At 24.3% G+C, this 23,605-nt stretch carries 32 protein-coding genes and 4 pseudogenes; 4 read left to right on the forward strand and 32 right to left on the reverse strand.

Features of this window, described 5'->3' with window-relative positions:
* The first annotated feature begins 71 nt into the window (after window positions 1–71).
* A protein-coding gene (locus ACI2WJ_RS03010) for an IS3 family transposase (RefSeq protein WP_400254491.1) occupies window positions 72–1,192 on the forward strand; the annotation gives its coding sequence in 2 pieces (ribosomal slippage) (window positions 72–315 and window positions 315–1,192; 1,122 coding nt in all).
* 104 nt (window positions 1,193–1,296) lie between these two features.
* On the opposite strand, the gene ACI2WJ_RS03015 is transcribed toward ACI2WJ_RS03010, so the two are convergent.
* The 24 genes and pseudogenes from ACI2WJ_RS03015 to ACI2WJ_RS03130 all read right to left on the reverse strand — a co-directional run.
* Window positions 1,297–2,526 (reverse strand): hypothetical protein, encoded by a 1,230-nt coding sequence (locus tag ACI2WJ_RS03015; protein ID WP_400254792.1) that lies wholly within the window; start codon window positions 2,524–2,526, stop codon window positions 1,297–1,299.
* 50 nt (window positions 2,527–2,576) lie between these two features.
* Complete coding sequence (locus ACI2WJ_RS03020; RefSeq protein WP_400254793.1) at window positions 2,577–3,206, reverse strand: hypothetical protein; 630 nt, start codon at window positions 3,204–3,206, stop codon at window positions 2,577–2,579.
* 13 nt (window positions 3,207–3,219) lie between these two features.
* Window positions 3,220–4,155, reverse strand: a complete 936-nt coding sequence (locus ACI2WJ_RS03025) for a hypothetical protein (protein ID WP_400254794.1) — start codon at window positions 4,153–4,155, stop codon at window positions 3,220–3,222.
* A gap of 206 nt (window positions 4,156–4,361) precedes the next feature.
* A protein-coding gene (locus ACI2WJ_RS03030) for an IS5 family transposase (RefSeq protein WP_400254795.1) occupies window positions 4,362–5,151 on the reverse strand; the annotation gives its coding sequence in 2 pieces (ribosomal slippage) (window positions 4,362–4,889 and window positions 4,891–5,151; 789 coding nt in all).
* Between the two features lie 54 nt (window positions 5,152–5,205).
* Complete coding sequence (locus ACI2WJ_RS03035) at window positions 5,206–5,772, reverse strand: hypothetical protein (protein WP_400254796.1); 567 nt, start codon at window positions 5,770–5,772, stop codon at window positions 5,206–5,208.
* An 11-nt stretch (window positions 5,773–5,783) separates the two neighbouring features.
* Window positions 5,784–6,968 (reverse strand): hypothetical protein, encoded by a 1,185-nt coding sequence (locus ACI2WJ_RS03040; protein WP_400254797.1) that lies wholly within the window; start codon window positions 6,966–6,968, stop codon window positions 5,784–5,786.
* 18 nt (window positions 6,969–6,986) lie between these two features.
* Window positions 6,987–7,364, reverse strand: coding sequence for a hypothetical protein (locus ACI2WJ_RS03045; RefSeq protein ID WP_338957549.1), 378 nt, complete (start codon window positions 7,362–7,364; stop codon window positions 6,987–6,989).
* Window positions 7,365–7,411: 47 nt separating this feature from the next.
* Window positions 7,412–7,573, reverse strand: a complete 162-nt coding sequence (locus tag ACI2WJ_RS03050; protein WP_400254798.1) for a hypothetical protein — start codon at window positions 7,571–7,573, stop codon at window positions 7,412–7,414.
* A gap of 34 nt (window positions 7,574–7,607) precedes the next feature.
* Window positions 7,608–7,766 carry a hypothetical protein gene (locus ACI2WJ_RS03055; RefSeq protein WP_338957552.1) on the reverse strand — a complete coding sequence of 53 codons (159 nt, stop codon included), beginning with the start codon at window positions 7,764–7,766 and terminating at the stop codon, window positions 7,608–7,610.
* Between the two features lie 15 nt (window positions 7,767–7,781).
* Window positions 7,782–8,552, reverse strand: coding sequence for a hypothetical protein (locus ACI2WJ_RS03060; protein ID WP_338958822.1), 771 nt, complete (start codon window positions 8,550–8,552; stop codon window positions 7,782–7,784).
* Complete coding sequence (locus tag ACI2WJ_RS03065) at window positions 8,521–8,796, reverse strand: hypothetical protein (RefSeq protein ID WP_338957557.1); 276 nt, start codon at window positions 8,794–8,796, stop codon at window positions 8,521–8,523. The genes ACI2WJ_RS03060 and ACI2WJ_RS03065 overlap by 32 nt, the downstream gene beginning before the upstream one ends.
* Entirely contained in the window at window positions 8,789–8,932 is a 144-nt protein-coding gene (locus ACI2WJ_RS03070) for a hypothetical protein (protein WP_338957559.1), read from the reverse strand. The genes ACI2WJ_RS03065 and ACI2WJ_RS03070 overlap by 8 nt, the downstream gene beginning before the upstream one ends.
* Window positions 8,932–9,444: a RuvC family protein gene (locus ACI2WJ_RS03075; RefSeq protein ID WP_338957560.1), complete on the reverse strand. Its 513-nt coding sequence runs from the start codon at window positions 9,442–9,444 to the stop codon at window positions 8,932–8,934. Before ACI2WJ_RS03075 ends, ACI2WJ_RS03070 begins: the two co-directional genes overlap by 1 nt.
* Entirely contained in the window at window positions 9,437–9,724 is a 288-nt protein-coding gene (locus ACI2WJ_RS03080) for a hypothetical protein (RefSeq protein ID WP_338957561.1), read from the reverse strand. Before ACI2WJ_RS03080 ends, ACI2WJ_RS03075 begins: the two co-directional genes overlap by 8 nt.
* On the reverse strand, window positions 9,724–9,900 hold the full coding sequence (locus ACI2WJ_RS03085; protein ID WP_400254799.1) for a hypothetical protein: 177 nt from the start codon (window positions 9,898–9,900) through the stop codon (window positions 9,724–9,726). Before ACI2WJ_RS03085 ends, ACI2WJ_RS03080 begins: the two co-directional genes overlap by 1 nt.
* 47 nt (window positions 9,901–9,947) lie before the next feature.
* On the reverse strand, window positions 9,948–10,109 hold the full coding sequence (locus tag ACI2WJ_RS03090; RefSeq protein ID WP_338957563.1) for a hypothetical protein: 162 nt from the start codon (window positions 10,107–10,109) through the stop codon (window positions 9,948–9,950).
* A 3-nt stretch (window positions 10,110–10,112) separates the two neighbouring features.
* Window positions 10,113–10,406 carry a hypothetical protein gene (locus tag ACI2WJ_RS03095; protein ID WP_338957564.1) on the reverse strand — a complete coding sequence of 98 codons (294 nt, stop codon included), beginning with the start codon at window positions 10,404–10,406 and terminating at the stop codon, window positions 10,113–10,115.
* Complete coding sequence (locus ACI2WJ_RS03100; RefSeq protein WP_338957565.1) at window positions 10,396–10,833, reverse strand: hypothetical protein; 438 nt, start codon at window positions 10,831–10,833, stop codon at window positions 10,396–10,398. The genes ACI2WJ_RS03095 and ACI2WJ_RS03100 overlap by 11 nt, the downstream gene beginning before the upstream one ends.
* 2 nt (window positions 10,834–10,835) lie before the next feature.
* Window positions 10,836–11,000 (reverse strand): hypothetical protein, encoded by a 165-nt coding sequence (locus ACI2WJ_RS03105; protein WP_400254800.1) that lies wholly within the window; start codon window positions 10,998–11,000, stop codon window positions 10,836–10,838.
* 134 nt (window positions 11,001–11,134) lie between these two features.
* Complete coding sequence (locus tag ACI2WJ_RS03110) at window positions 11,135–11,653, reverse strand: hypothetical protein (RefSeq protein WP_338958598.1); 519 nt, start codon at window positions 11,651–11,653, stop codon at window positions 11,135–11,137.
* A 523-nt stretch (window positions 11,654–12,176) separates the two neighbouring features.
* On the reverse strand, window positions 12,177–12,785 hold the full coding sequence (locus ACI2WJ_RS03115; protein ID WP_400254801.1) for a hypothetical protein: 609 nt from the start codon (window positions 12,783–12,785) through the stop codon (window positions 12,177–12,179).
* A gap of 102 nt (window positions 12,786–12,887) precedes the next feature.
* Window positions 12,888–13,178 (reverse strand): IS3 family transposase, encoded by a 291-nt coding sequence (locus tag ACI2WJ_RS03120; RefSeq protein WP_400254802.1) that lies wholly within the window; start codon window positions 13,176–13,178, stop codon window positions 12,888–12,890.
* Window positions 13,179–13,297: 119 nt separating this feature from the next.
* Window positions 13,298–13,576 (reverse strand): transposase, encoded by a 279-nt coding sequence (locus ACI2WJ_RS03125; protein ID WP_400254803.1) that lies wholly within the window; start codon window positions 13,574–13,576, stop codon window positions 13,298–13,300.
* A gap of 74 nt (window positions 13,577–13,650) precedes the next feature.
* Window positions 13,651–13,863: pseudogene (locus ACI2WJ_RS03130) on the reverse strand (transposase); the annotation flags it as partial.
* A 633-nt stretch (window positions 13,864–14,496) separates the two neighbouring features.
* Here ACI2WJ_RS03130 and ACI2WJ_RS03135 point away from each other — a divergent pair.
* Complete coding sequence (locus ACI2WJ_RS03135; RefSeq protein WP_400254804.1) at window positions 14,497–14,853, forward strand: agmatine deiminase family protein; 357 nt, start codon at window positions 14,497–14,499, stop codon at window positions 14,851–14,853.
* A 2-nt stretch (window positions 14,854–14,855) separates the two neighbouring features.
* Here ACI2WJ_RS03135 and ACI2WJ_RS03140 read toward each other — a convergent pair.
* Window positions 14,856–15,978 (reverse strand): annotated as a pseudogene (locus ACI2WJ_RS03140) (IS3 family transposase).
* Window positions 15,979–16,050: 72 nt separating this feature from the next.
* Here ACI2WJ_RS03140 and ACI2WJ_RS03145 point away from each other — a divergent pair.
* Window positions 16,051–16,515, forward strand: a pseudogene (locus ACI2WJ_RS03145) (transposase); the annotation flags it as partial.
* Window positions 16,516–16,559: 44 nt separating this feature from the next.
* Window positions 16,560–16,898: pseudogene (locus ACI2WJ_RS03150) on the forward strand (agmatine deiminase family protein); the annotation flags it as partial.
* 83 nt (window positions 16,899–16,981) lie between these two features.
* On the opposite strand, the gene ACI2WJ_RS03155 reads toward ACI2WJ_RS03150, so the two are convergent.
* From ACI2WJ_RS03155 to ACI2WJ_RS03185, 7 genes are all read right to left on the reverse strand, one after another.
* Window positions 16,982–17,771 (reverse strand): IS5 family transposase gene (locus ACI2WJ_RS03155; protein ID WP_400254805.1). Its coding sequence is split into 2 segments (ribosomal slippage): window positions 16,982–17,509 and window positions 17,511–17,771, totalling 789 coding nucleotides; the frame shifts between segments, so codons are not numbered across the junction.
* A 140-nt stretch (window positions 17,772–17,911) separates the two neighbouring features.
* On the reverse strand, window positions 17,912–18,196 hold the full coding sequence (gene sepF / locus ACI2WJ_RS03160; RefSeq protein WP_174480582.1) for a cell division protein SepF: 285 nt from the start codon (window positions 18,194–18,196) through the stop codon (window positions 17,912–17,914).
* A 6-nt stretch (window positions 18,197–18,202) separates the two neighbouring features.
* Window positions 18,203–19,357: a cell division protein FtsZ gene (gene ftsZ / locus ACI2WJ_RS03165; RefSeq protein ID WP_400254806.1), complete on the reverse strand. Its 1,155-nt coding sequence runs from the start codon at window positions 19,355–19,357 to the stop codon at window positions 18,203–18,205.
* A gap of 35 nt (window positions 19,358–19,392) precedes the next feature.
* Entirely contained in the window at window positions 19,393–20,673 is a 1,281-nt protein-coding gene (locus ACI2WJ_RS03170; protein ID WP_286642492.1) for a cell division protein FtsA, read from the reverse strand.
* 21 nt (window positions 20,674–20,694) lie between these two features.
* Window positions 20,695–21,645: a 16S rRNA (cytosine(1402)-N(4))-methyltransferase RsmH gene (rsmH, locus tag ACI2WJ_RS03175; RefSeq protein WP_400254807.1), complete on the reverse strand. Its 951-nt coding sequence runs from the start codon at window positions 21,643–21,645 to the stop codon at window positions 20,695–20,697.
* A 5-nt stretch (window positions 21,646–21,650) separates the two neighbouring features.
* The gene (gene mraZ / locus ACI2WJ_RS03180) at window positions 21,651–22,094 is read right to left on the reverse strand and encodes a division/cell wall cluster transcriptional repressor MraZ (RefSeq protein WP_400254808.1); all 444 of its coding nucleotides are present in this window, start codon (window positions 22,092–22,094) and stop codon (window positions 21,651–21,653) included.
* Window positions 22,095–22,366: 272 nt separating this feature from the next.
* Entirely contained in the window at window positions 22,367–22,972 is a 606-nt protein-coding gene (locus ACI2WJ_RS03185; protein ID WP_400255236.1) for a BspA family leucine-rich repeat surface protein, read from the reverse strand.
* Window positions 22,973–23,605: the final 633 nt, after the last annotated feature.

Here is a 23,605-nt window from a genome sequence, read left to right on the forward strand (position 1 = left end):
GGGTTACACTTTATTGGACACTAATTACGTAGACAAGTGAACAAATTAGTTAAAAGAAAGGAAATATAATTATGGCCAATATTAACTCATATAATGATGAATTTAAAAAACAAATAGTATCTTTATATCAAAATGGCAAATCAGTATCTTGCCTTGCTAAAGAATACAACGTTACAAGAGCAGCTACTTATAAATGAATTAAGCAATTTACAAATTCAGGCAGTTTTAAAACTAAAGATAATCTTTCGGATTTAGAAAAACAATTAATTCAAGCAAATAAAGAATTAAAACAATTAAGAATGGAGAATGATATTTTAAAGCAAGCAGCACTAATAATAGGCAGAAAGTAGAGATTATTACAAATAATAAATCTAAATATAAAATTCGTCCAATTTGTCGTTTTTTAAAACTTTCTAAATCAACATATTATTTTAATTTAAAGAAAAAAGAAGATAAAATCAAAAATAATATGTATGATGAAGCTGTTATTAGTGCTTTTAAACAAAATAAAGAAGTTTATGGAACAAGAAGATTAAAAGTCAGTCTAGAAAATAAAGAAATTTATTTATCACGCAAAAAAATTAAAGAAATTATGAATCAGCATAATTTAATATCAAAATACACTAAATTATCATTTAAAAATCATCATAACAAAGTCAATGATAGCCAAATAAGCAATCTTGTGAATAGAAACTTTAATAATAGGCTTAAAAATGAAGTTATTGTTAGTGATTTAACTTATGTTCAAGTTAATGGTAAGTGAAACTATATTTGCTTATTAATCGACCTATTTAACCGCGAAATTATTGGACATAGTGTAGGTACTAAAAAAGATGCATCATTAGTATATCAAGCATTTATGCAATCAAATCGCTGTTTAAAAGATATTCAAATATTTCATAGTGATCGCGGTAATGAATTCAATAATAAAACTATTGATAAACTTTTATTAGCATTCAATATTACCCGTTCTTTAAGCAAAAAAGGTTGTCCTTATGATAATGCTGTTGCTGAAGCAACTTTCAAAACTTTCAAAACTGAATTTATTAATGATAAAAATTTTACATCATTAATCCAATTAAAATTAGAATTATTTGATTATATCAATTGATACAACAACATACGAATCCACAGCACTTTAAACTACCTAACTCCAGTTAAATATCATGAAAAAATGTCTACCAAAAAATAGTCCTAAAAAGGGTTGCCATTCCAATAATTAAACCAGCAACAGCAGAAGATAATAAAACTCCAATTAAACTTAAAATAATTTTTATAATTTTTCAAATCATAATTTTATTCCTGTAATTCTTCTAATTTTCATGTATTACCTTTATCGCTACCTTTTAAAGAATAAATAGTAATAAATTTTGAGTGTTGTACTGATAAAACTAAGACATTAGTATTATTGTTAAAAACTTCTATTGGTACACCTGCTATTTTTGTATTAGTTATAATAAATTCTTTAATTGCAAAAACATTATTATATATATTTCAAGAATAATAAACTTTATATCTTTTATTAACTATAAAATCATAAGTAATTTGTCAATTATCTCATTTATTTTTTTCTCTTATTCCTACTTCTTTTCAAATTGAACTACTTGGAGGAATTGGAATTGGTTGTGGTTGTTTTTTGATAATTTCATTAATAGCACCAGCAACAGTTTTATCAGTAGTTTCTAAATTAGGAATTTCAGTACCAATAGTATTTATAGAAAAAGCATATTTGAATTGGTCTTTATCCATTTTATTGTCTAATTTTTTATCTACTTCTTCTTTTTTATAATAATCAGTTAAATCAGTTTTCCCGCAAGTAGCACTAATTTTATTATTTTCATCAATTTTAATATTTTCACCAGCAATTAACTTATCTTGTTTTTTATCTAATAATTGATTTGTTTCTAGTTTTGTATAATAATCATGTTCAGTATTTTCTTCTGCTATAAATTCAGTTGGTGTATCTATTCCTTGATATTGATATATTTCTTCTATATCACCAATTAAATTAATTTTTCCAAGTTCAGGATAAGAATTACCACCACCACTAAATTGTTTCTTTTTATTGTTATAGTAAATAGTTCCAATATTTAAAATATTTTTATTTTGTATTTGTTCTCCATAAGTCATGGAATCAACATTTAACAATTCAAATTCGTTAAAAACATTATTTAAATAAATTTTAATTACTTTATAAAATTTCATAAAGTTATTTTCTGTTGAATATTGATAACTGATTTTAATAAAATATCATTTAAATATTTCTATATTATTATTTTCAACTTTTTTTCATAAGGGACTAGTTTCAATATTAAATCAATTATTTTTAACATCATTAATATTTTCGTTTGTTTTAATTAATTCACTATTTAATTTGGTAATTTCATTTTCATTTGTAGTAATTCGTTTTTGTTGTTTAGCAGAAAAATCACAAGTTGGTGCATGTGTATAATCACCAATTTGTGGATTGTTTTGTAAAACATCAGGTGGTAATGTTCCAATTTCATTAGGTCAATCTAAAATCATAGTTTCAGTTTTTGAGTCATATTCTGTTGCAACATAACCTTTTGGATGGGTTACACTTTATTTATTAAATTTGTAACTGGTCCCCTATATGTTTCATTTTTATTACCATTAATGGTATCATCATATAATTTTATTTGCTTTGATAATGTAAATTCTTTTTGTTCTTGAATTAATTCATTAACTTGGTTTCTAGTATAAAATGCTTTTAAGTCAATTTTTTCAACATCTATTTCATCATTATTATAATTTGAAAATATTTGTTTTAATTCTGTTAATCTTGCTCATATTTTCATTCTACTAGGTGCTAAATCTCAAATATTAATCGTAGGAGTACTACTTGCACTAAATTGATTACCATTATTAAATTGAATAGTAGCATCAACATTAAATTCAATTGGTGTACGATTAAATACTCAATGTTCAACCATAACATAAACCATATCTCTTAAAGTTTCTTTAATTAATTCATCTTTAAAACTATCAAAAGGAAATTTAGATAAAATAAAATCAAGATAAGCATTAATATCATTTTGAGCACGAATAGCAAATGTTTTAAATCAATCATCAACATTTGGTCATGTATTTATATATTGTCGTGGTGTTTCTGTAATTGTTCCAGTTAATGGATATCAGTTATTATAATTTTCTAAACTGACACCAGTTCAAAGTTTATTAATCATATTTTATCATTCCTTAAAAAATGCTTTTTTTATAACGTTTGGTTTTTGATTTAGTTTTTCTATGTGATATATGTATAATTTCTTTTTGTAATTTTTTCTTTCCTTTTTTTACAACTTGATTATATGCATTTTCTAAATGTCTTAACAATCCAGTACCAAATACAGTATTAACTGAGAATTTTAAATCCACCCTTTTAAATGATTTATTGACATTATCAATAGGATTATTAATAACATTAACTACTTTATGATAAGTTCTAATTGTCCTTAATATTTGCCTATAAATTTTAAAACTATCTTTAATCATTTGTTGCACAACTGGTGGAGCAAAAGCAATACTTTTTAATCATTTATTTTGACTAACTCCATATCCAATATATCAACCGCTATATCATCTATATCAATGAAATGGATGTATTTGAATAACAAAAGTTTCTGCTTTGATAATACTATCAATAACTACAATTGGTTTATATTTAGGATTACGATGATAAATAGTAATTCCACATTTATCTAATGATAAAGGTTGAATTTTACAAGCCATAAATACTGGTGAATTTAATGGAATTAATTGTGCATGTTTAATTGCTTTCTTTTCAGCACTTGTAAATACATCAATTGTTTTTTCTTTTAATTTATTAATTTTTTCAAATGCTTGTTTTTCTAATTTTTCGAATTTCTCTTGTAATTTATAAATATTTATTCTTATTTTTTCAAAATATGAAGTATCTTTTCAAAATTTATTTAAACCTTTTTTAAAATAAAATTTAATATCAAAATATTTAAAAGTTTGATTTGCTTTTAATACTAATTTATGAATTGAACTATTTTTAAAATTAAATTTAATTGCATTAGCACGAATTTTTTGTAAATCTAAAATTAAAGATTTTCCATATCTATTTTCTGCATGTATTGTATGAACTAAATTTAATCAGTCATGTTGGTTCATTTTTAATACTTCTTTTAAATCAGTATTATATTTTTGTAAAAAATTGTTTGCTTTATCAATATCTTTAATTTTAAATTTAGGAGTTAACTGTGGACTTAACTTTATTAATTCATTTTGTAATAATAAATAATTTTTTAATTCTTGTACTTCTAATTTTGCAAAATTATTTTTATATTGTCTTTCAGCAACAAAACCTAAGAACCTGTTTAGAATCTTTTTAATAAAACTGAAATAAATGAAAGAACAACCATTTGTAAACTAGTATTTAGTTTTCTTTCACAATTTTTTCATAATCTTCTGTATTTTTCTAATCAAGCAAAGCTTCGTTCTACAATTCATCTTTTTGGTAATACTACAAAAGTATGTAATTCATTGCGTTTTATCACTTCAACATTTGCATTTATGATTGTTTTGATTTCAGAAGCAAATTTTTCACCAGTATAACCAGCATCTACTATTATTTTTTGAACTGCAGAAAGATTTTCTTTTTCATTTTCAATCATTATTATAGCGCTATTACGATCTGTTTTTTCTGCCGTGGTTATGTAAATTGCATGTGGTAAACCTTGAGAATCAACAACAATATGACGTTTTATGCCTGAAATCTTTTTACCAGCATCATAACCTTTATTTTCAGTAGTATCTGTATTTTTAACACTTTGCGAATCAATTATACAAAAACTAGTTTGTTCTTTGCGATTATTGTTGATACGAACTTTTTTAACTAATTTTTTTTAAAATTAATTGCAATACACTAGGTTCTTTACCATTATTTTTACTTCAAATTTGAAAATAATAATATACAGTTTGTCATTTTGGAAAATTTTTTGGTAATATTTTTCATTGACAACCACTTTTTAATACATATAAAATTGCACAAAATATTTCATATAAATCTAAACTTCTTGGTTTTGTTTTCTTTTTACTATTTTCTAAAATTGATTTTATGTTTTCAAATTGTTCTTTGGTGACATGACTTGGATAATTTTTATGCATATATACTTCTTATTTTAAAATATATAATCATTTTACATTATTTTCGAAAAGATTCTAAACAGGTTCTAAATTTTGTATTATTGTTTCGCGATTTGGAGCATGGTTATAATTAAATAAATAACGTTTATTTCCAATAATTTTATCTGTTAAAAATTGTTTTTCACTTACTTGACTAATGATTTCTTGTAAATTTTTTGCTTTTTTAATACCAATTTGTTCTAATGTTTTAGTTTTTTCTGCTAAACTAATAAATTTAGTTGTACGATAACCACGACTAATTCTATTAAGTCCAGCAAATGCAGGTAATATATTAAAAAAAGTATTTAATGGTGTAACATTTCCTTTTAAATAATCATAAACTTGATTAATAGTAAAATCAGTTAAAAACTCTACACCAACAGCACTAATACTAGCAAGTAAATCACTTGCACCTAAACCAAGTGCTAAACTTTCACTTAATCCACCAGTAAAAGGAGCAAGTGCTACTGCTATTACTTGTACACCAATCATTTCTAAAATTTCTCATCATCAACTTTTATGTTCTTGTTGTTGACTTGTTTTAGTATGTTTTGGTTTATTTATGTTTAAAAGTATTGCTGTACTAGTTGTACCAATTGGCATAATAATTATCCTTATTTAAGAGTTATTTTTATAGGATTTGTTGAACCTTGATAATTTTTATCAGTGTCATTAGTAGTGATTACTACATATAAATCTCCTGCTTTTTGGTTTTGATTACTTACATCAACTTGACCTTGGGCATCACTAAAATAATTAATAATTGGAGTTGTTAAATTTGGATTTAAATTATTTAGTTCAGTTGTATTTTTAATTGTTGTATCTAATAATTTATTCTTTTTAGTAGTATCAGCAGTAATATTAGTTGTTAATGTTGTAATTTTTTCACTTAAATATTTTTTATTAACAATACCACATAACATTCATCTTGATTCTGTTTCTGAGTTTGACATATAAGGAATAGATTCTCCTGTTACTTGTCCACCAACTAAATATCTTTTTGGAACTTTACCATCTTTAATATCTTCAACATATATACTAGTTTGTTGTAACATATATCTTTTCATTGCTTTTGGTGTTGCTAAAACAAAATTCATAATTTGATTTTTATTTTCAGTATTTTTAAATGTCATATAATCATCCATAACAATTTGACATAATACACCTTTAATATATAAATTTGTTCCATTTAATCTTAATTGTTGTGCTAGTTGATTATCAGTAATTAAACCTTTATTATCTGCTAAATAAACTAAAGTATCATAAAGACTATTTGTTATAAAAAATTTACAATTATTACTATTTCTTAATTGAAATAAAGTATTTCATGCTGATAACATTGATTTTAAATATCCTACTGGTGTTGTATCAGTAATGATTACTTTTTTGGCAGATTTAGCAATTGTATTTGTATCATTATTTGCTAAATAATCTGCTAAATCATTAGCAACTTCATATTGCATACTTTCTAGTAAATTTTGCCCATTATCTGCAAATAAATCAACTTCACCAATCATTTCTCCTGTACTAGCTTCTTTTGTAATTTCTTTAATAATTTTATCAGTATCAACATAACCAACTTCTAATCCTTTACTTTTATCATTTCAATGAAGTATTTTGAATGTTGGGTCTTTTGGTTTTTTAACTATAAATTCAATTTTTGTAGAATTAACCATTTCAATTGGAAAAAAACTTGCTCATGGACTATTTGATTGTTTATAAAATTCTATAAATTCAGGTGTTTCTACTAATTTTATAGTATTATCTAAATTTTGTTTAAATGGCACTGGATTTGGCATTTTAAATTTTCCTTTCTTTTATAAATTATTTTTCTTTTTATAATCTAATAAACTACTTTTTATTGAAGTTTCTTGATTTGTTAATATTGTTTCTTGTTTACCACCTGTATTAATTGGTTCTTTAAATAGTGGTTGTTCTTTAATCATTTTTTTAATAGTTTCTTCAATTTTTGAATTTTCTATATTACTTGTTTTAAATTTTAAAAATTCATAAAATTCTTTTTTAACTTGATATTTTTTAAATATATTAATTATTTCTTTTTCTTTAATTTCTTGATTAAGTTTATTTAACTTATTTTCTAATTCAACAATCTTAATTTCTTGCTCTTGTTGTAAATTATTATTTTCAGTTAAAGGTTCAGTATTTTGTTCAACATTAGTTTCATTTTCTAACATTTAAATCACACCTTTATTATTTATTTTCTTTTCCATTAATTTTTTCATTAAGTTTTGCTAATTTTTTTTTGATGTTTCATCACTTTATTATTTCTTCTAATATGTTTTGGAGTTGTAATAAATCTTTTAAATCAAACAATTAATTCTCTACAAATTAATGTTCCTACACTTGTTCCAATAATAATTAATTCATGTAAAAATTCTTTCATTTTCAATTATTTCCTTTCAATTATTTATTTTTAATTATTCGTCAAATTGACCATTATTAATTCTTTCAATCATTGATTTTGAATTACTTATAATAGTTACCAATAAAGATATTTCTTTATTTAATTGTTCCATTCTTTCTTTATATGTCTGAATTTCATTGTTATAATATTCAATCAATTTTTCTTTATTCATTAGTTATCATCTCCTTTATAAACTATCATATGTAGTTGGTCTTTCATATAAAACATCACTACTTCCACTATTATTACTAATAGCATCACTATTAATTAATCTTCTTGTTTCATTTGTAAATGATGTTTCTTGCATTTCTTGATTATGATTTGTAGTTTCCATAGGTAATAAATTATGTATAATTTCACTTGCACCAGCAACTATTGTTGGTACTGCATAAGCATTATTAAAATCATTATTTATACCCATAGCTACACCACTTGAAATTAGACATCCACTAGTTGCCATATTACATATTTTTCTTATTACTTCAAATCTATTAGGTATTAATTCACTTAACCCACCAATTAGATTTGATATACCATAAGTACTTAAACTAATATATGTATCTCAATCCATTTGTTGTTTATTATCATTAGTTAATAATAATGGTCATGGTGGTGTTTCTGTGGTAGTAGTTGTTAATCAAGGTGGTGGTTCAGGATTAGGATTGATTTTTGTAAATTTTGCATAATTAATTAAACCAATAGTTCCTAAACCTAATAATATTTTTTTACTTGAATTTAATATTTTCTTTTTAGTACTTGGCATTTGATTTAAGTTTCATATATCAATTCCTAACTTTTTACTAAATAATAAAGCATTAATACTTCCTAATACTGGATTACCAATAATTTGACCATAATAAGCACTTGTACCAATCATTGCTGATAATGGACTTATTCCAATTCTTATTATTTTTAATAAAGTATAGTTATTTGATTGTACATTCGTGTCATTTGGCATTTTCATTTACTCCTTCATTTTTTGGTTTAATAAACACTTCAACTCAACCTGTATAGTGAACGTTATCACCAACTAAAATAGCAGTATTTGCATGTGGTTGAGAAACAACTAAATATTCAGCAATAACATTAGGATATTTTCATAAAATAATTGCTTTTATATCATTACTATCTGTTAAATCTTTGGGATTTGGTGAAAATATTTCTATTTTATCTTGACCAAATAAATCTGTTAATTTAGTCATTATCAAATTCACCTTTTTCTATTTTTTCAATTAATAAATTTAAAATATTTTTGTCCAAATCAGAGTTTGTATAATTAATTTTTTTAGTTCATTTAATTATATCTTTCATATATTTAAGTAATTTTTCTTTATTCATTATTTATTCTCCTTATTTAAATAATATCAACCAATTAATAAACTATCTGCTTCATCATGATTTGATATTTTTATATTTCAATTATTTTCTTTAATAATTTCTTCAGCAACATATATACTTAGTTCTTTATCTCAAGGTCTTAATCAAAAAATAGGTGGGTCATAACGTTCATATCATTTCTTTCATTCACTTGGACTTATTAACATATCTTTTGTTAATAATTTATTAAATTGTCCTGCAATAAAACCACGTAAATGTTCTTGAGTTTCATAACCAATACCATTTTTTGAATTAAAAGTACCACGTTCAATAATTAAATCCAATTCATTATCATTAACTTTTATATCTCAATAAAATTTTCTTTGTCCATCATATTCTTTTAAATTATAACTTTTAACAAATATTGGTTTTCAATTTCAAAAATCATATTTATCATGTAAATAAACTTTTTTTCATAAAGTAAATCCAGTATTTTTAATACTTGGGTCAATTGAAAGTAAATAATTAGTCATTATCAAATCACCGGTCTTTAATTCTGGTTTTAATTGGTTTATAAACTTCTTCATAATATCCGTTTAAGCGATATGTGTTTTTAAGATATTGCATAAATCTTTCTTTATTAATACAATTTTTATGTCTTGATTTATTAATTTCATCAACTTTATTTCTATGTTCTTTATCACCTTGATAACAATGTTCACATACATTTTCTCAGCAGTTTTTTTCACAAGTAAATAAATCATGTTTTTTATCACATACACAACAATCTTCACAACATACTTCTTTATTCATTATTTATTCTCCTTTCTATTATTTCTTTCTTGCTTTATTAATAAATTTATTCAAATAATTTGATTATCACCATCACCTAATTTTTTTAAAAGATATTCATATCTTTTCTTAAAATCTTCACTATCAATATCTCTATCTTGGTAAATTATTTTTTTCAATTTTTTTATTTTATACAAGGTTTTTGGAGAATATATTTCTCCATGCATGCAAAGAAAACATTTCATTATTTATTCTCCTTATTTTCAATTTGATTAGCAATTTCACTTAATATTTTTAATACTTTATATTCATTTTTTAATTCTTTAATAATAAATATTAAAAATATTATTAGTGTTATACTTGTTATTAATATTGGTGCTATTAATAAAATTTCTCATCATATCATTTTTTACTCTTTTCATTTTTTAAATCATTTAACATTAATTGAACAAAATACACGATTTTTAGGAATGTTTAAAGTATTAAAAATTTGACCAGTTACAATAATTTCATCGTTTTTGTTTAATAAAATACATCGGTTATAAAATTTTGGATTATTAAAAATTAAAGTAACATAGTTTAAACCATTTCATTGACCACGAACACTATAATATAATTCTTTATTACCTTTTTCGTAATATTTTGCTTCAATAGTGTTACTTAGTTTTACTGTTAATTTGACATAATTGGCTTTATCTTTCATTTTTATAATTCCTTAAATAGTATTGAATGTGTTTATATGCATCTTGTTCATGTTTTGTTAATTTTATATTTCCTTTATAATTTGTTATTTTATTTTTATTTTTTGGTTGGTTTTCTAGATAATCTCAGTTGAAAACATCTTGTACTAATACCATTAATGAACCAATAATTTTAGGAGTTGCTAATGGATTAGTTAATAATTGTTTTGAACTTAAAAAGAAATTTTCTACAATAACTAATATTTTGTTTTCAAAAAATTGTTCTTTGATTATTGATAATATTCTTTTATAACGATTTTTACTTTCAAAAACATGTGTTGTGTTGAATGTTTCTGTATAAATAATCCTATTTGTTTCATTTGAATATATAACAATTCCATTATTACCAATACCAGCGGGGTCAATCCCAATAATTAAGTCATATTGCATTATTAATCAAATTCACCATTTTTAATTTTTTGATTTAATTGAGATATAAGATTTAATCTTCCATTAAAACAACTTTTTCAAAGTTTAGTTACTTTTTCATCGTCTCTCATTTCTTTATTTCATTCTCATTCATCATTAAGATATTCAAGTATTTTTTCTTTATTCATATTTATACCTCCTACTTAACCTAATATTTAAAATACAGTCATAACAAATTGCTTTACTATTTTTATCTCTTAAAAAATATTTTCTTGTTTTTATATCATTAGTATTAAAGAATAAATAATCTAATTTATTTTGTTTACATGTTCAACAAAAATACTTTTTCATTATGAGTTGAAATTTCCTTATAAGAAGTAACTATATAATTAATTGGTAAATCATCATGTTTATATGGATTATTTATTTTAAAACCTTTTCTGTTTTCTTCTCACGTAATGTTATATTTAAAACAAGGATTAGTAATTTTAGTTTTGTTATCTGTTATTTCACCCATAAATCAACTATTATGCTGTTCATAAAATGTTAATTGTTCAAGTTTTATATCATTAAGATAATATTCTTTTGGAGCAGTTGGTTTATTAACAGTTATTTTTTGGTCTTTAATATATGGTTCTAATAACTTTATTAATTCATTACCACTTAATTCTTTTTTAATATTTTCTAAATTAAAAACTCAATATGTGTAACTGTTATCAACAATAAAAGAATTATTTTTAATCATTCATTTTGGAAGAGATAATTTATATTCAACATAATCAATAAGAATAGATTGTGGTTTATCTTTAACAATTTGTTCTTTTTTAAATTCTATTTGCATAATAATCCTTTCCTAATATGTTCTGTTGCTTCTAGCATAAAGAACATATATTTTTATTCTTAGATTATTAATAATACTACTATTTGTTTTATTCATTCCAGCAATTCTGGGCTCAAAAATTTTTCAAAAAAAATAAAAAATAAAACCAACACTTGCTCACTTGGTAGTGGCAAGGTTGGTTAAATAAAGAATAATAGTTGGTCCCCACTCCGGGTCTATATATACTAGTTTCCAATTCGCTCCCACCCCAAGAATTACCATTTCTGGTTAGTATATTTTATTAGGTATCACTCCACTTTTTATTTATCCATGCAAGTCCACATGCTAGCTACTATTTTTAACAACTGTGTTGTAGTTCACTTTTTTAGTTCCCTAACACGTGTTGATAATAGTGCTAAAGACGGTTATTAAAAATTTTAAAATTTTACAATTACAAAAAAAGACAAGAATTTTATTCTCGTCTTTTGTCATTTATTTTTTAATTTAATAGTTTAAAAAAGAAAGGAGTTATTTTTAAAAATTTTTATTTATCGACATCTTCGATACGCTCCCTAATTTGATGATAATTTTTAATATTATCTTTCATTAAATTTGTATTATTAATAATTCCCTGTTTAGTTTCTTCTAATTGAAGCATTTTTTGTTTTTCTTCTTCTTCAATAGCTTCTTCTTGCTTTTTTTTACTTTCTGTTATTTTTTCTCTTGTAATAATTCTAATTTTTTCAATTTGCTGTTTTAACTCTGCTAGCACTTTTTTATCATTATCTAAACTTACATTTTCTAAAGTTCTTGACAAATTTTCATATGTCGTTCTTTCTGTTTTATTAATATTTTCTAATGCTGCTATTTTTTTATTAATAACTTCAATCGATTTACTTTCTTCGTCAACTAATTGTTCACAATGTCTATCAAACTGTAATGTAATTTCTTTTATTCTTTCAGAAGTACTTTTTGTTAAATTTACTGCTTCTGTTATGTATTTCATTATGAAATTTTTTGCTAAGTCACTTGTATATGAATCACTTATTTTTTTTAATATAGTAAATTCATTATTGATAGCACCACTATTGAATTCATTACCGCGATCACTATGAAATATTTGAATATCTTTTAAACAGCGATTTGATTGCATAAATGCTTGATATACTAATGATGCATCTTTTTTAGTACCTACACACTATGTCCAATAATTTCGCGGTTAAATAGGTCGATTAATAAGCAAATATAGTTTCACTTACCATTTAACTTGAACATAAGTTAAATCACTAACAATAACTTCATTTTTAAGCCTATTATTAAAGTTTCTATTCACAAGATTGCTTATTTGGCTATCATTGACTTTGTTATGATGATTTTTAAATGATAATTTAGTGTATTTTGATATTAAATTATGCTGATTCATAATTTCTTTAATTTTTTTGCGTGATAAATAAATTTCTTTATTTTCTAGACTGACTTTTAATCTTCTTGTTCCATAAACTTCTTTATTTTGTTTAAAAGCACTAATAACAGCTTCATCATACATATTATTTTTGATTTTATCTTCTTTTTTCTTTAAATTAAAATAATATGTTGATTTAGAAAGTTTTAAAAAACGACAAATTGGACGAATTTTATATTTAGATTTATTATTTGTAATAATCTCTACTTTCTGCCTATTATTAGTGCTGCTTGCTTTAAAATATCATTCTCCATTCTTAATTGTTTTAATTCTTTATTTGCTTGAATTAATTGTTTTTCTAAATCCGAAAGATTATCTTTAGTTTTAAAACTGCCTGAATTTGTAAATTGCTTAATTCATTTATAAGTAGCTGCTCTTGTAACGTTGTATTCTTTAGCAAGGCAAGATACTGATTTGCCATTTTGATATAAAGATACTATTTGTTTTTTAAATTCATCATTATATGAGTTAATATTGGCCATAATTATATTTCCTTTCTTTTAACTAATTTGTTCACTTGTCTACGTAATTAGTGTCCAATAAAGTGTAACCCATCCACTTGAAAATAATAATATACAATTTGTCATTTTGGAAAATCTTTTGGTAACATTCTTCATTGACAACCACTTTTTAATACATATAAAACTGCACAAAATACTTCATATAAATCTAAGCTTCTTGGTTTAGTTCTCTTTTTAGTATTTTCTAAAATTAATTTTATATTTTCAAATTGCTCTTTGCTAACATTACTAGGATAATTTTTACGCATATATACCTCTTATCTTAAAATATATAATCATTTTACCCTATTTCTCTAAAAGATTTTAAACAGGTTCTTAGAAGTTATTTCTTTTCTAAAATCCTTAATATTTTTTTGCTTTTTATTATCAGAACCTATTTCTTGACTTTCTGTAGGCACTTTTTTACATCCTTTCAAATAAAAAACCCATTTATTTTATTAAAAATAAAACAATGGGCTTGAAAAACATATTTTTTTAAATTTTTTATTTTAAATTTTCATTAAAATAAGCAAAGGAACAATTCTAAAATAAATTAATTATAATTTATTTGAAAAAGTTAATTAACAATTTCTAAAATCTCTTGTTAATTACCTATAATAATGCATATAGTTTATCTCAAATATTAGAGATAACTATTGCTAAATAATAGCATGTATAAAATGTATTGCAAATAATATACAAAAATCATACTTTATATTACATTAATTTTACTAATTAAAATGATAAATAAAATCAGATTCAATTAACTTTAACACTTTTATTATGAAATAAATTTTATTTTGTAAATAAAATATTTTATAATAAAAATACTATTTATATATAGAATAGGGGTTACATAAATCCACTATTATAAATAGTACTACTTAAAGGGGGAGGAAATTATGAGCAAATTATTAACATCAACACCAAAAAAAGATGGTTTTTTTGCCCCAATTGAATCAATAGAACATAAAGGCACATGAATGATTTGACCGCTTATGAAAGATAATTGACAAAAAGAATGTCAACCAGCACGAACTGTTTTTGCAAAAATAGCCAACTCAATCAATAAACATGAACCAGTAAAAATTATTATTAATAAAAGTAATTGAAATGAAGCTCGCAAACTATTAGATCCAACTATCAAATTAATCGATATTAAATATCAAGATAGTTGAGCGCGTGATATGGGACCAATTTATTTAATAAATAAAAAAGGACAACGAAGAGCTGTTCATTGGAATGGCAACCCTTTTTAGGACTATTTTTTGGTAGACATTTTTTCATGATATTTAACTGGAGTTAGGTAGTTTAAAGTGCTGTGGATTCGTATGTTGTTGTATCAATTGATATAATCAAATAATTCTAATTTTAATTGGATTAATGATGTAAAATTTTTATCATTAATAAATTCAGTTTTGAAAGTTTTGAAAGTTGCTTCAGCAACAGCATTATCATAAGGACAACCTTTTTTGCTTAAAGAACGGGTAATATTGAATGCTAATAAAAGTTTATCAATAGTTTTATTATTGAATTCATTACCGCGATCACTATGAAATATTTGAATATCTTTTAAACAGCGATTTGATTGCATAAATGCTTGATATACTAATGATGCATCTTTTTTAGTACCTACACACTATGTCCAATAATTTCGCGGTTAAATAGGTCGATTAATAAGCAAATATAGTTTCACTTACCATTAACTTGAACATAAGTTAAATCACTAACAATAACTTCATTTTTAAGCCTATTATTAAAGTTTCTATTCACAAGATTGCTTATTTGGCTATCATTGACTTTGTTATGATGATTTTTAAATGATAATTTAGTGTATTTTGGTATTAAATTATGCTGATTCATAATTTCTTTAATTTTTTTGCGTGATAAATAAATTTTTTTATTTTCTAGACTGACTTTTAATCTTCTTGTTCCATAAACTTCTTTATTTTGTTTAAAAGCACTAATAACAGCTTCATCATACATATTATTTTTGATTTTATCTTCTTTTTTCTTTAAATTAAAATAATATGTTGATTTAGAAAGTTTTAAAAAACGACAAATTGGACGAATTTTATATTTAGATTTATTATTTGTAATAATCTCTACTTTCTGCCTATTATTAGTGCTGCTTGCTTTAAAATATCATTCTCCATTCTTAATTGTTTTAATTCTTTATTTGCTTGAATTAATTGTTTTTCTAAATCCGAAAGATTATCTTTAGTTTTAAAACTGCCTGAATTTGTAAATTGCTTAATTCATTTATAAGTAGCTGCTCTTGTAACGTTGTATTCTTTAGCAAGGCAAGATACTGATTTGCCATTTTGATATAAAGATACTATTTGTTTTTTAAATTCATCATTATATGAGTTAATATTGGCCATAATTATATTTCCTTTCTTTTAACTAATTTGTTCACTTGTCTACGTAATTAGTGTCCAATAAAGTGTAACCCATCCAAACATCAATTATGTATAGTTCATCAAATCAGAAATAGTTTAAAATATGTTTCATACAAACATCGAAAATCACTAGTTACAGATTTAAAGCCAATTTATAATGCATGTAGTGAAGAACAAGCAATGCAAGCTTTAGAATCATTTGAAAGTAAATGAAATAAACACTATCCTCAAATTGCTAAATCTTGATATAAAAATTGAGATAATTTAATGATTTTTATTAGTTATCCTCCAGAAATCAAAAGAGTGATTTATACTACAAATTCTATTGAATCTGTTAATAGTCAATTACGAAAAGTCATCAGAAATAAAAAAGTTTTTCCAAATGATATGGCAGTTTTCAAAATATTTTACTTAGCAATTGAAAATATAACAAAAAAATGAACAATGCCCATTCAAAATTGAAATACAGCAATTGCTCATTTTATGATAAAATTTGAAGACAGAATTAATCTGAACTAGTACTTTGCAAAACAAAGATACACAGATTATTAAAAAGCCTCTTTCTTAAAAATAGCACAGATGCTAAAGGACGAAAAATAAAAGTAACTAAATTACATCAACCAGCACCATTATTTATAACTAAGTCAGAGGCAGAAAATCATGAAAAAAGTCCTCGTTTTGCTAATCGTACCGAAGGATTTCGTATGCCAGCTAGTTATGTTAATTTCTATATTACAAATAAAACAATCATTATTCCCGTTTTTAATGACCCAATATGGGATAAAAACGCAATTAATGTTTTGCAAAATTGTTTTCCTAATCATAAAATTAATTCATTTTATACACGTGAAGTACTATTAGGTGGTGGCAATATTCACTGTATAATACAACAAGAATTATAAAAATAATAAATAAGCAAATTAAAACAATAAATCCCTTCTAATTTAGAAGGGATTTATATTCTAAAATTAATGTAAGAACCTGTTTAAAATCTTTTCAATAAAATTGAAATAAAGGCAAGAACAACCATTTGTAAGCTAGTATTTAATTTTTTTTCACAATTTTTTCATAATCTTCTGCATTTTTCTAATCATGCAAAACTTCGTTCTACAACTCATCTTTTTGGTAATATTACAAAAGAATGTAATTCATTACGTTTTATAACTTCAACATTTGCATTCATAATTGTTTTAATTTTAGAAGCAAATTTTTCACCAGTATAACCAGCATCTACTAGTATTTTTTGAACTGCAGAAAGATTCTCTTTTTCATTTTCAATCATTATTATAGCACTGTTACGATCTGTTTTTTCTGCTGTGGTTATGTAAATTGCATGTGGTAAACCTTGAGAATCAACAGCAATATGACGCTTTATTCCTGAAATCTTTTTACCAGCATCATAACCTTTGTTTTTAGTAGTATCTGTATTTTTAACACTTTGTGAATCAATTATACAAAAACTAGTTTGTTCTTTTCTACCATTATTGATACGAAATGCCATGACTAATTTTTTTTAAAACTAATTGTAATACACTAGGTTCTTTACCATTATTTTTACTTCAAACTTGAAAATAATAATATACAATTTGTCATTTTGGAAAATCTTTTGGTAACATTCTTCATTGACAACCACTTTTTAATACATATAAAACTGCACAAAATACTTCATATAAATCTAAGCTTCTTGGTTTAGTTCTCTTTTTAGTATTTTCTAAAATTGATTTTATATTTTCAAATTGCTCTTTGCTAACATTACTAGGATAATTTTTACGCATATATACCTCTTATCTTAAAATATATAATCATTTTACCCTATTTCTCTAAAAGATTTTAAACAGGTTCTAAGAACAATTTAAAAAATAAATAATTTTATTTCTTTATTATTAGAAAGAAATAAAAACCTATTTGTTCAAGATTAACTTAATTCATTTTTAAATTCATAAATATGAATATCAGTTTTATCAACAACAAAACCAATAACATACGAAATACCACAAAGAAAATCAATAATTCTTCTTCGATCATTTTCAACAGTTGTTGTTAAATTAACTTTAATTGGTTTTTGTAAAATCATAGCATTAGCAACTGATTCAATTTCTTGATAATTTTTAGGAGCAAATTCTTGTATTTGTTCTTGAAAACTGGTTTTATAATTACTATTTTCATCATTGTCTTTATATTTTTTACTTCTTCATCCCATAATTAATTAAACTCCCTTTCGTCTTCGTAAAAATGATGGTAAATCATCATCTGCTTCCATTGCTGCTTCTTGGACTAAATTTTGTTGTTCTTCTTCTTTTTTCTTTGTTTGTTCTTTAATTTCTTCACTTAAATATTGAGTCTTATTGGTAATAAATTCATGATTATCAACTTTTGAACTATAAACAAAATTATTAGCATTAGCACCTTCTTCATCAAAACCAGTGGCAATAACTGTTACAATCATTTCATCATTTAAATTTTCATTAACAGCAACACCAAAAATGATATTAACATCATTACCCGCAGCATCACGAACTAAATCAACAGCAATATTAGCATCAGTTAATGTCATTGTTGTTCCACCAGTAACATTAACAATAGCATTTTTAGCACCCTTAATTGTCACATCATCAAGTAAAGGAGAAGAAATAGCTTTTGTTGCGGCTTGTTTAGCTTTATGTTCACCCTTTGTCATTCCAATACCAAATAAAGCATTACCTTTATTTTCAATAATAGTACGAACATCAGCAAAATCTAAATTTATTAAAGCAGGAACAGCAATTAAGTCAGTAATAGTCTGTACACCTTGACGTAAAATATTATCTGCTTCTTTAAACGAATCTTTAAGAGGGATATTACCAATTACTTGTAATAATTTATCATTAGAAATAATAATAATAGCATCAACTTGTTTCTTTAAATTTTCAATTCCAACTATAGCATGAGCATTACGATTACGTCCTTCAAATTTAAATGGTTTAGTAACAATAGCAATTGTTAAAGCACCACATTCTTTAGCAATTCTTGCAACAATTGATGCAGCACCAGTACCAGTACCACCACCCATACCAGCAGCAATAAAAACCATATCTGCACCATCTAAAGCGCGTTTAATCTCTGCTTCACTTTCAATTGCGGCTTGTTTACCAATTTCGGGATTAGCTCCTGCTCCAAGTCCCTTTGATAATTCTTTGCCCAAAATAATTTTATTTTCAGCTGGTGATGCATTAACTACTTGTGCATCAGTATTAGCAACATAAAAATCAACACCTTGTACCTCTGCTTCAATCATTCTATTAACAGCATTATTTCCAGCACCACCAATACCAATTACCCGAATTGATGCTATTGGTTTAAATTGTGAATTATTATGTTCCATTTTATTTTCCTCCTGAGTAATCAAATTGTCTTCTTCTATTTACTACCATCATTATACTGATAATTTGGTTGAAAGGGGGAATTATAATGCTTATTATCATGATTATTAGAATGCGTATAATGATTTAATTTTGATACAATTTCTGGTTTATGTATTGATGAAATATAATTATTACTAAAAACATTTACTAAATGTTGGTAGTGAGTATTACCGATTAAAGTAGTTCACTGATAACTATATGCACCAGGAGTTTGGCTGAGCATATATTTTACTTCTTTTAGTTTGCTATTATTTTTAAAATAGTTGGCAAAACCACATAAACCAATAGTAATTCCCGTAAAAATAATTTCCATATCTGAACTATTATTATCACTAACTTCATCAAGAAAATATTCAATACAAGAAATAATTTCATTAATTTGTTTTTTAACTGTTGCTTGTAAATCAGTTTTTGTTAAACGAACAATAGATTTTGTTTGATCATCAACATACTTATCAACAACAACATCGCATAAATAATTACTACTTATATTAATAATTTTTTGTAAATATCTTTCAGCTTTATCATAACCACAATGCATTTGCTTCATTAATGATTGAATTATTTGATTTCAACCAATTTTAATATTAGTTGTTGCAAATAATACTGAATTACTAAAAACACTAATCTTAGTACTATTAATATTTCAATCAACTAAAACTGTATTACGATTAAAATCAGTATTTTTAATATTACATACTAATGCAAATTGATCTAAAGTAACAGTTAACAATTCTGTTTCGGCATTAGTTAATACTTCGAGGTGAGAATTATATAAACTTTTAGGTAATGAATAAACTAAAGCATCAACATGCATAACTTGTCCTTTTTTAGCAATTGGTAATTGTTCATTACCAATTGCATGATCAACTTTAAAATTGTATGGTTTAGTTAAACAAATAATTTCACTATTATCAATAGTAATGTTTTTAGCCATTTCAATCACTTTACTACAATCTTCATCAGTGATAATGTGATTAGCATCTTTAAAATCAAGTGATGCTTGTGATTGATAAATTTTTAAATTATTTGAAGGTAAAGTTAAGGCAATACGTTGTACTTTTATATTTAAAGTATTATTAATTTTATTAATAATTTGCCTTAATAACTTACCTGTAGCAATTGAATTAATAATTACACCATTTTCAGAAAACTGTTCAGTATCAACAGTTTCTTTATATAAAACCTGAATTTGATTATTAACATAATTATTAACCATAACTTTTAAACTAAAATCTTCAATTTGACATACAACATATAGTTCTTGAAAATTCATATTGCTCACCTCCAAACATTTTTATGAATCAATATAAGTAATAACTCTTAGTTTTGCACTTCGTGCTCTTGGATTTTTATTTATTTCATCAGGCTTTGGTGTAATTGGTTTTTTAATTATTAACTGATATTTTGTTTTTCAATTATTATGAACTGGTAATTTAGCATATAATTGTGCTTGTGGATCAATTAAAACTTCATTAAAAGTTTGTTTAACAATACGATCTTCTAAAGAATGAAAACTAATAACAACAATTCTACCATTAGATTTTAATAATTTTAAAGATTGTTTTAAAGAAGATTTTAATGTTTCTAACTCATTGTTAACAGCAATTCTTAATGCTTGAAAAGTCTTTTTGGCAGGATGATGATGCTTATTTAATACTCTTACTGGTAATGATTTTTTAATAATCGTAACCAATTGTAAAGTGGTATCAATTGGTTGAAAAGTTCTTGTTTTAATAATATTTTTAGCAATATTACTAGCAAATACTTCTTCACCATAATTTTTAATAATTGTTTTTAATTGCTCATAATTATAATTATTAACAATATCTCACGCATTTAATTTTTGACTTTGATCCATACGCATATCTAACTTAGCATCTTTCATATAACTAAATCCTCTAATATCTTCATCAACTTGTGGTGATGATATACCTAAATCATATAATATACCATCAACTTTAGTAATATTTCTTTTTAAAAGCTCAGATTGAATATTTGCAAAATTACTTTTAATTATTTCATATTTATCTTTAAAATCTTTTAAAATAATTTTACTATTATCAATGGCCATTTGATCTTGATCAAAAGCATATAGTTTGCCAGAGGTAAGTTTTGATAGTATAACTTTACTATGACCTGCTCGTCCTAATGTACAATCGACATAAATACCATCAGGTTTAATATTTAAGAAATCAATTGCTTCTGTTAACATTACAGAAATGTGTCTTGCATTGATATTATTCATAATTTTTATATCTCATCTAGAGCTGCTGCCGCTGACTCAAATTTATCCTTGGTATCTTGATTAAAACTATTTCAATTAGTTTCTGATCAAATCTCAATTTTATTGGATAGTCCAATCATAATTACTTTTTGTTTAATATCAGCTAGTGTCAATAATGAATGTGGAATATTAATGCGACCTTTACTATCAATAGTTAATTCTTCTGAATTAGCAAATACTTGTCTTGCTAAAATTCTAGCTTCTTTCTGACCTTCGGATTGTGATAAGATTTTATCTTGTCATTTAATAAATTCAATTTCGTTACGAATAACTAAACAGCCTTCAAAACCTTTAGAAACAATAACAATCTCATTGTTATGAAAATAACTTCTAAACTTAGAAGGAATTATCATTCGTTTCTTTTCATCTAATGTTGACAATGATTTTCCTAGTAGCATAATATCACCCACACTTTCCCACTATTACCCATATTATATAACCTTTGGCATATAATTGCAATTGATTACTTTAAATGTATGACTAGTCAGTAAAATAAAAGAGCATACAATAATAAAAATAAAAACTCATTTACTTTAAAAAAATAAAGAAATGAGTTAAAACTTTTTAAACTTACCGTTTGTCAATATTATATGCTTTTATAAAAAACAAATATAATATTTTATTATACTATTCTAAGTTTTATTATAGTTAATTACTTAGAAATTAAATACTTTTGATCAAATTAAATAGTGTTATTAATAAAAAAGTTTTTAAATTTAGGTAATTTATTAGAATTAGAAATTGCTGAACCAACAGCAAAATGAGTGTGATCTAGTACATTGGATACATCTCACTTTGAAAGATCTTGATCAAATAATACTGAGCCAGCAAACATACCAGTCATAATTCTTACATTAGTAGATACATCTCAAGTTGATAAATCTTGATTAAATGCTAAAGTATTGGCAAATGTACCAACCATATCTTCTACACTAGATACATTTCAATTTGATAAATCTCGATTAAATAAAAAACAACCAGTAAACATACCACTCATACTTCTTACATTAGATACATCTCAAGTTGAAATATTACCATTAAATGATGAAGCACCAGCAAACATACCACCCACACTTCTTACATTAGATACATTTCACTTTGAAAGATCTTGATCAAATTTTAAACTACCATTAAACATAGAAAGCATATCTGTTACATTAGATACATCTCAATTTGAAATATTACCATTAAATGAAGTAGCACCAGCAAATACACTCAACATACTTGTTACTCTAGATACATCTCAAGTTGATAAATCTTGATTAAATTGTGAGGGCCCTTGTCAAATTTACGAAATAATTAATTATCATATTAGTAACTTATTTCCAAAAATGAATTATTTGAAAAATAATGAAAAATTAGACAAAATTACTCTCTTTAACCCTTAAATTTAATATTCGACGTATTTTAAAAAAAAATAAAAGATACATTTTGTAAGTTAAATTAAAATTATTATCAAGGAAAAAGACAAGAAATAATCTTGTCTTTTTTTTGTAATTGTAAAATTTTAAAATTTTTAATAAACCTCTTTAACGCTATTATCAACACGTGTTAGGGAACTAAAAAAGTGAACTACAACACAGTTGTTAAAAATAGTAGCTAGAACATGTGGACTTGCATGGATAAATAAAAAGTGGAGTGATACCTAATAAAATATACTAACCATTTAATGGTAATTCTTGGGGTGGGAGCGAATTGGAAACTAGTATATATAGACCTGTTGTAGGGACCCATTGTATTAATTCTATTCTTTATTTAACCAACCTTGCCACTCCCCAGTGAGCAAGTGTTGGTTTTATTTTTTATTTTTTTTGAAATTTATTTTTGAGCCCAGAATTGCTGGAATGAATAAAACGAATAGTAGTATTATTAATAATCTAAGAATCAAAATATATGTTCTTTATGCTAGAAGCAACAGAAC

Origin of the sequence: Spiroplasma endosymbiont of Cleonymus obscurus (assembly GCF_964273375.1) — a bacterium.
Classification (GTDB): domain Bacteria; phylum Bacillota_I; class Bacilli_A; order Mycoplasmatales; family VBWQ01; genus Spiroplasma_E.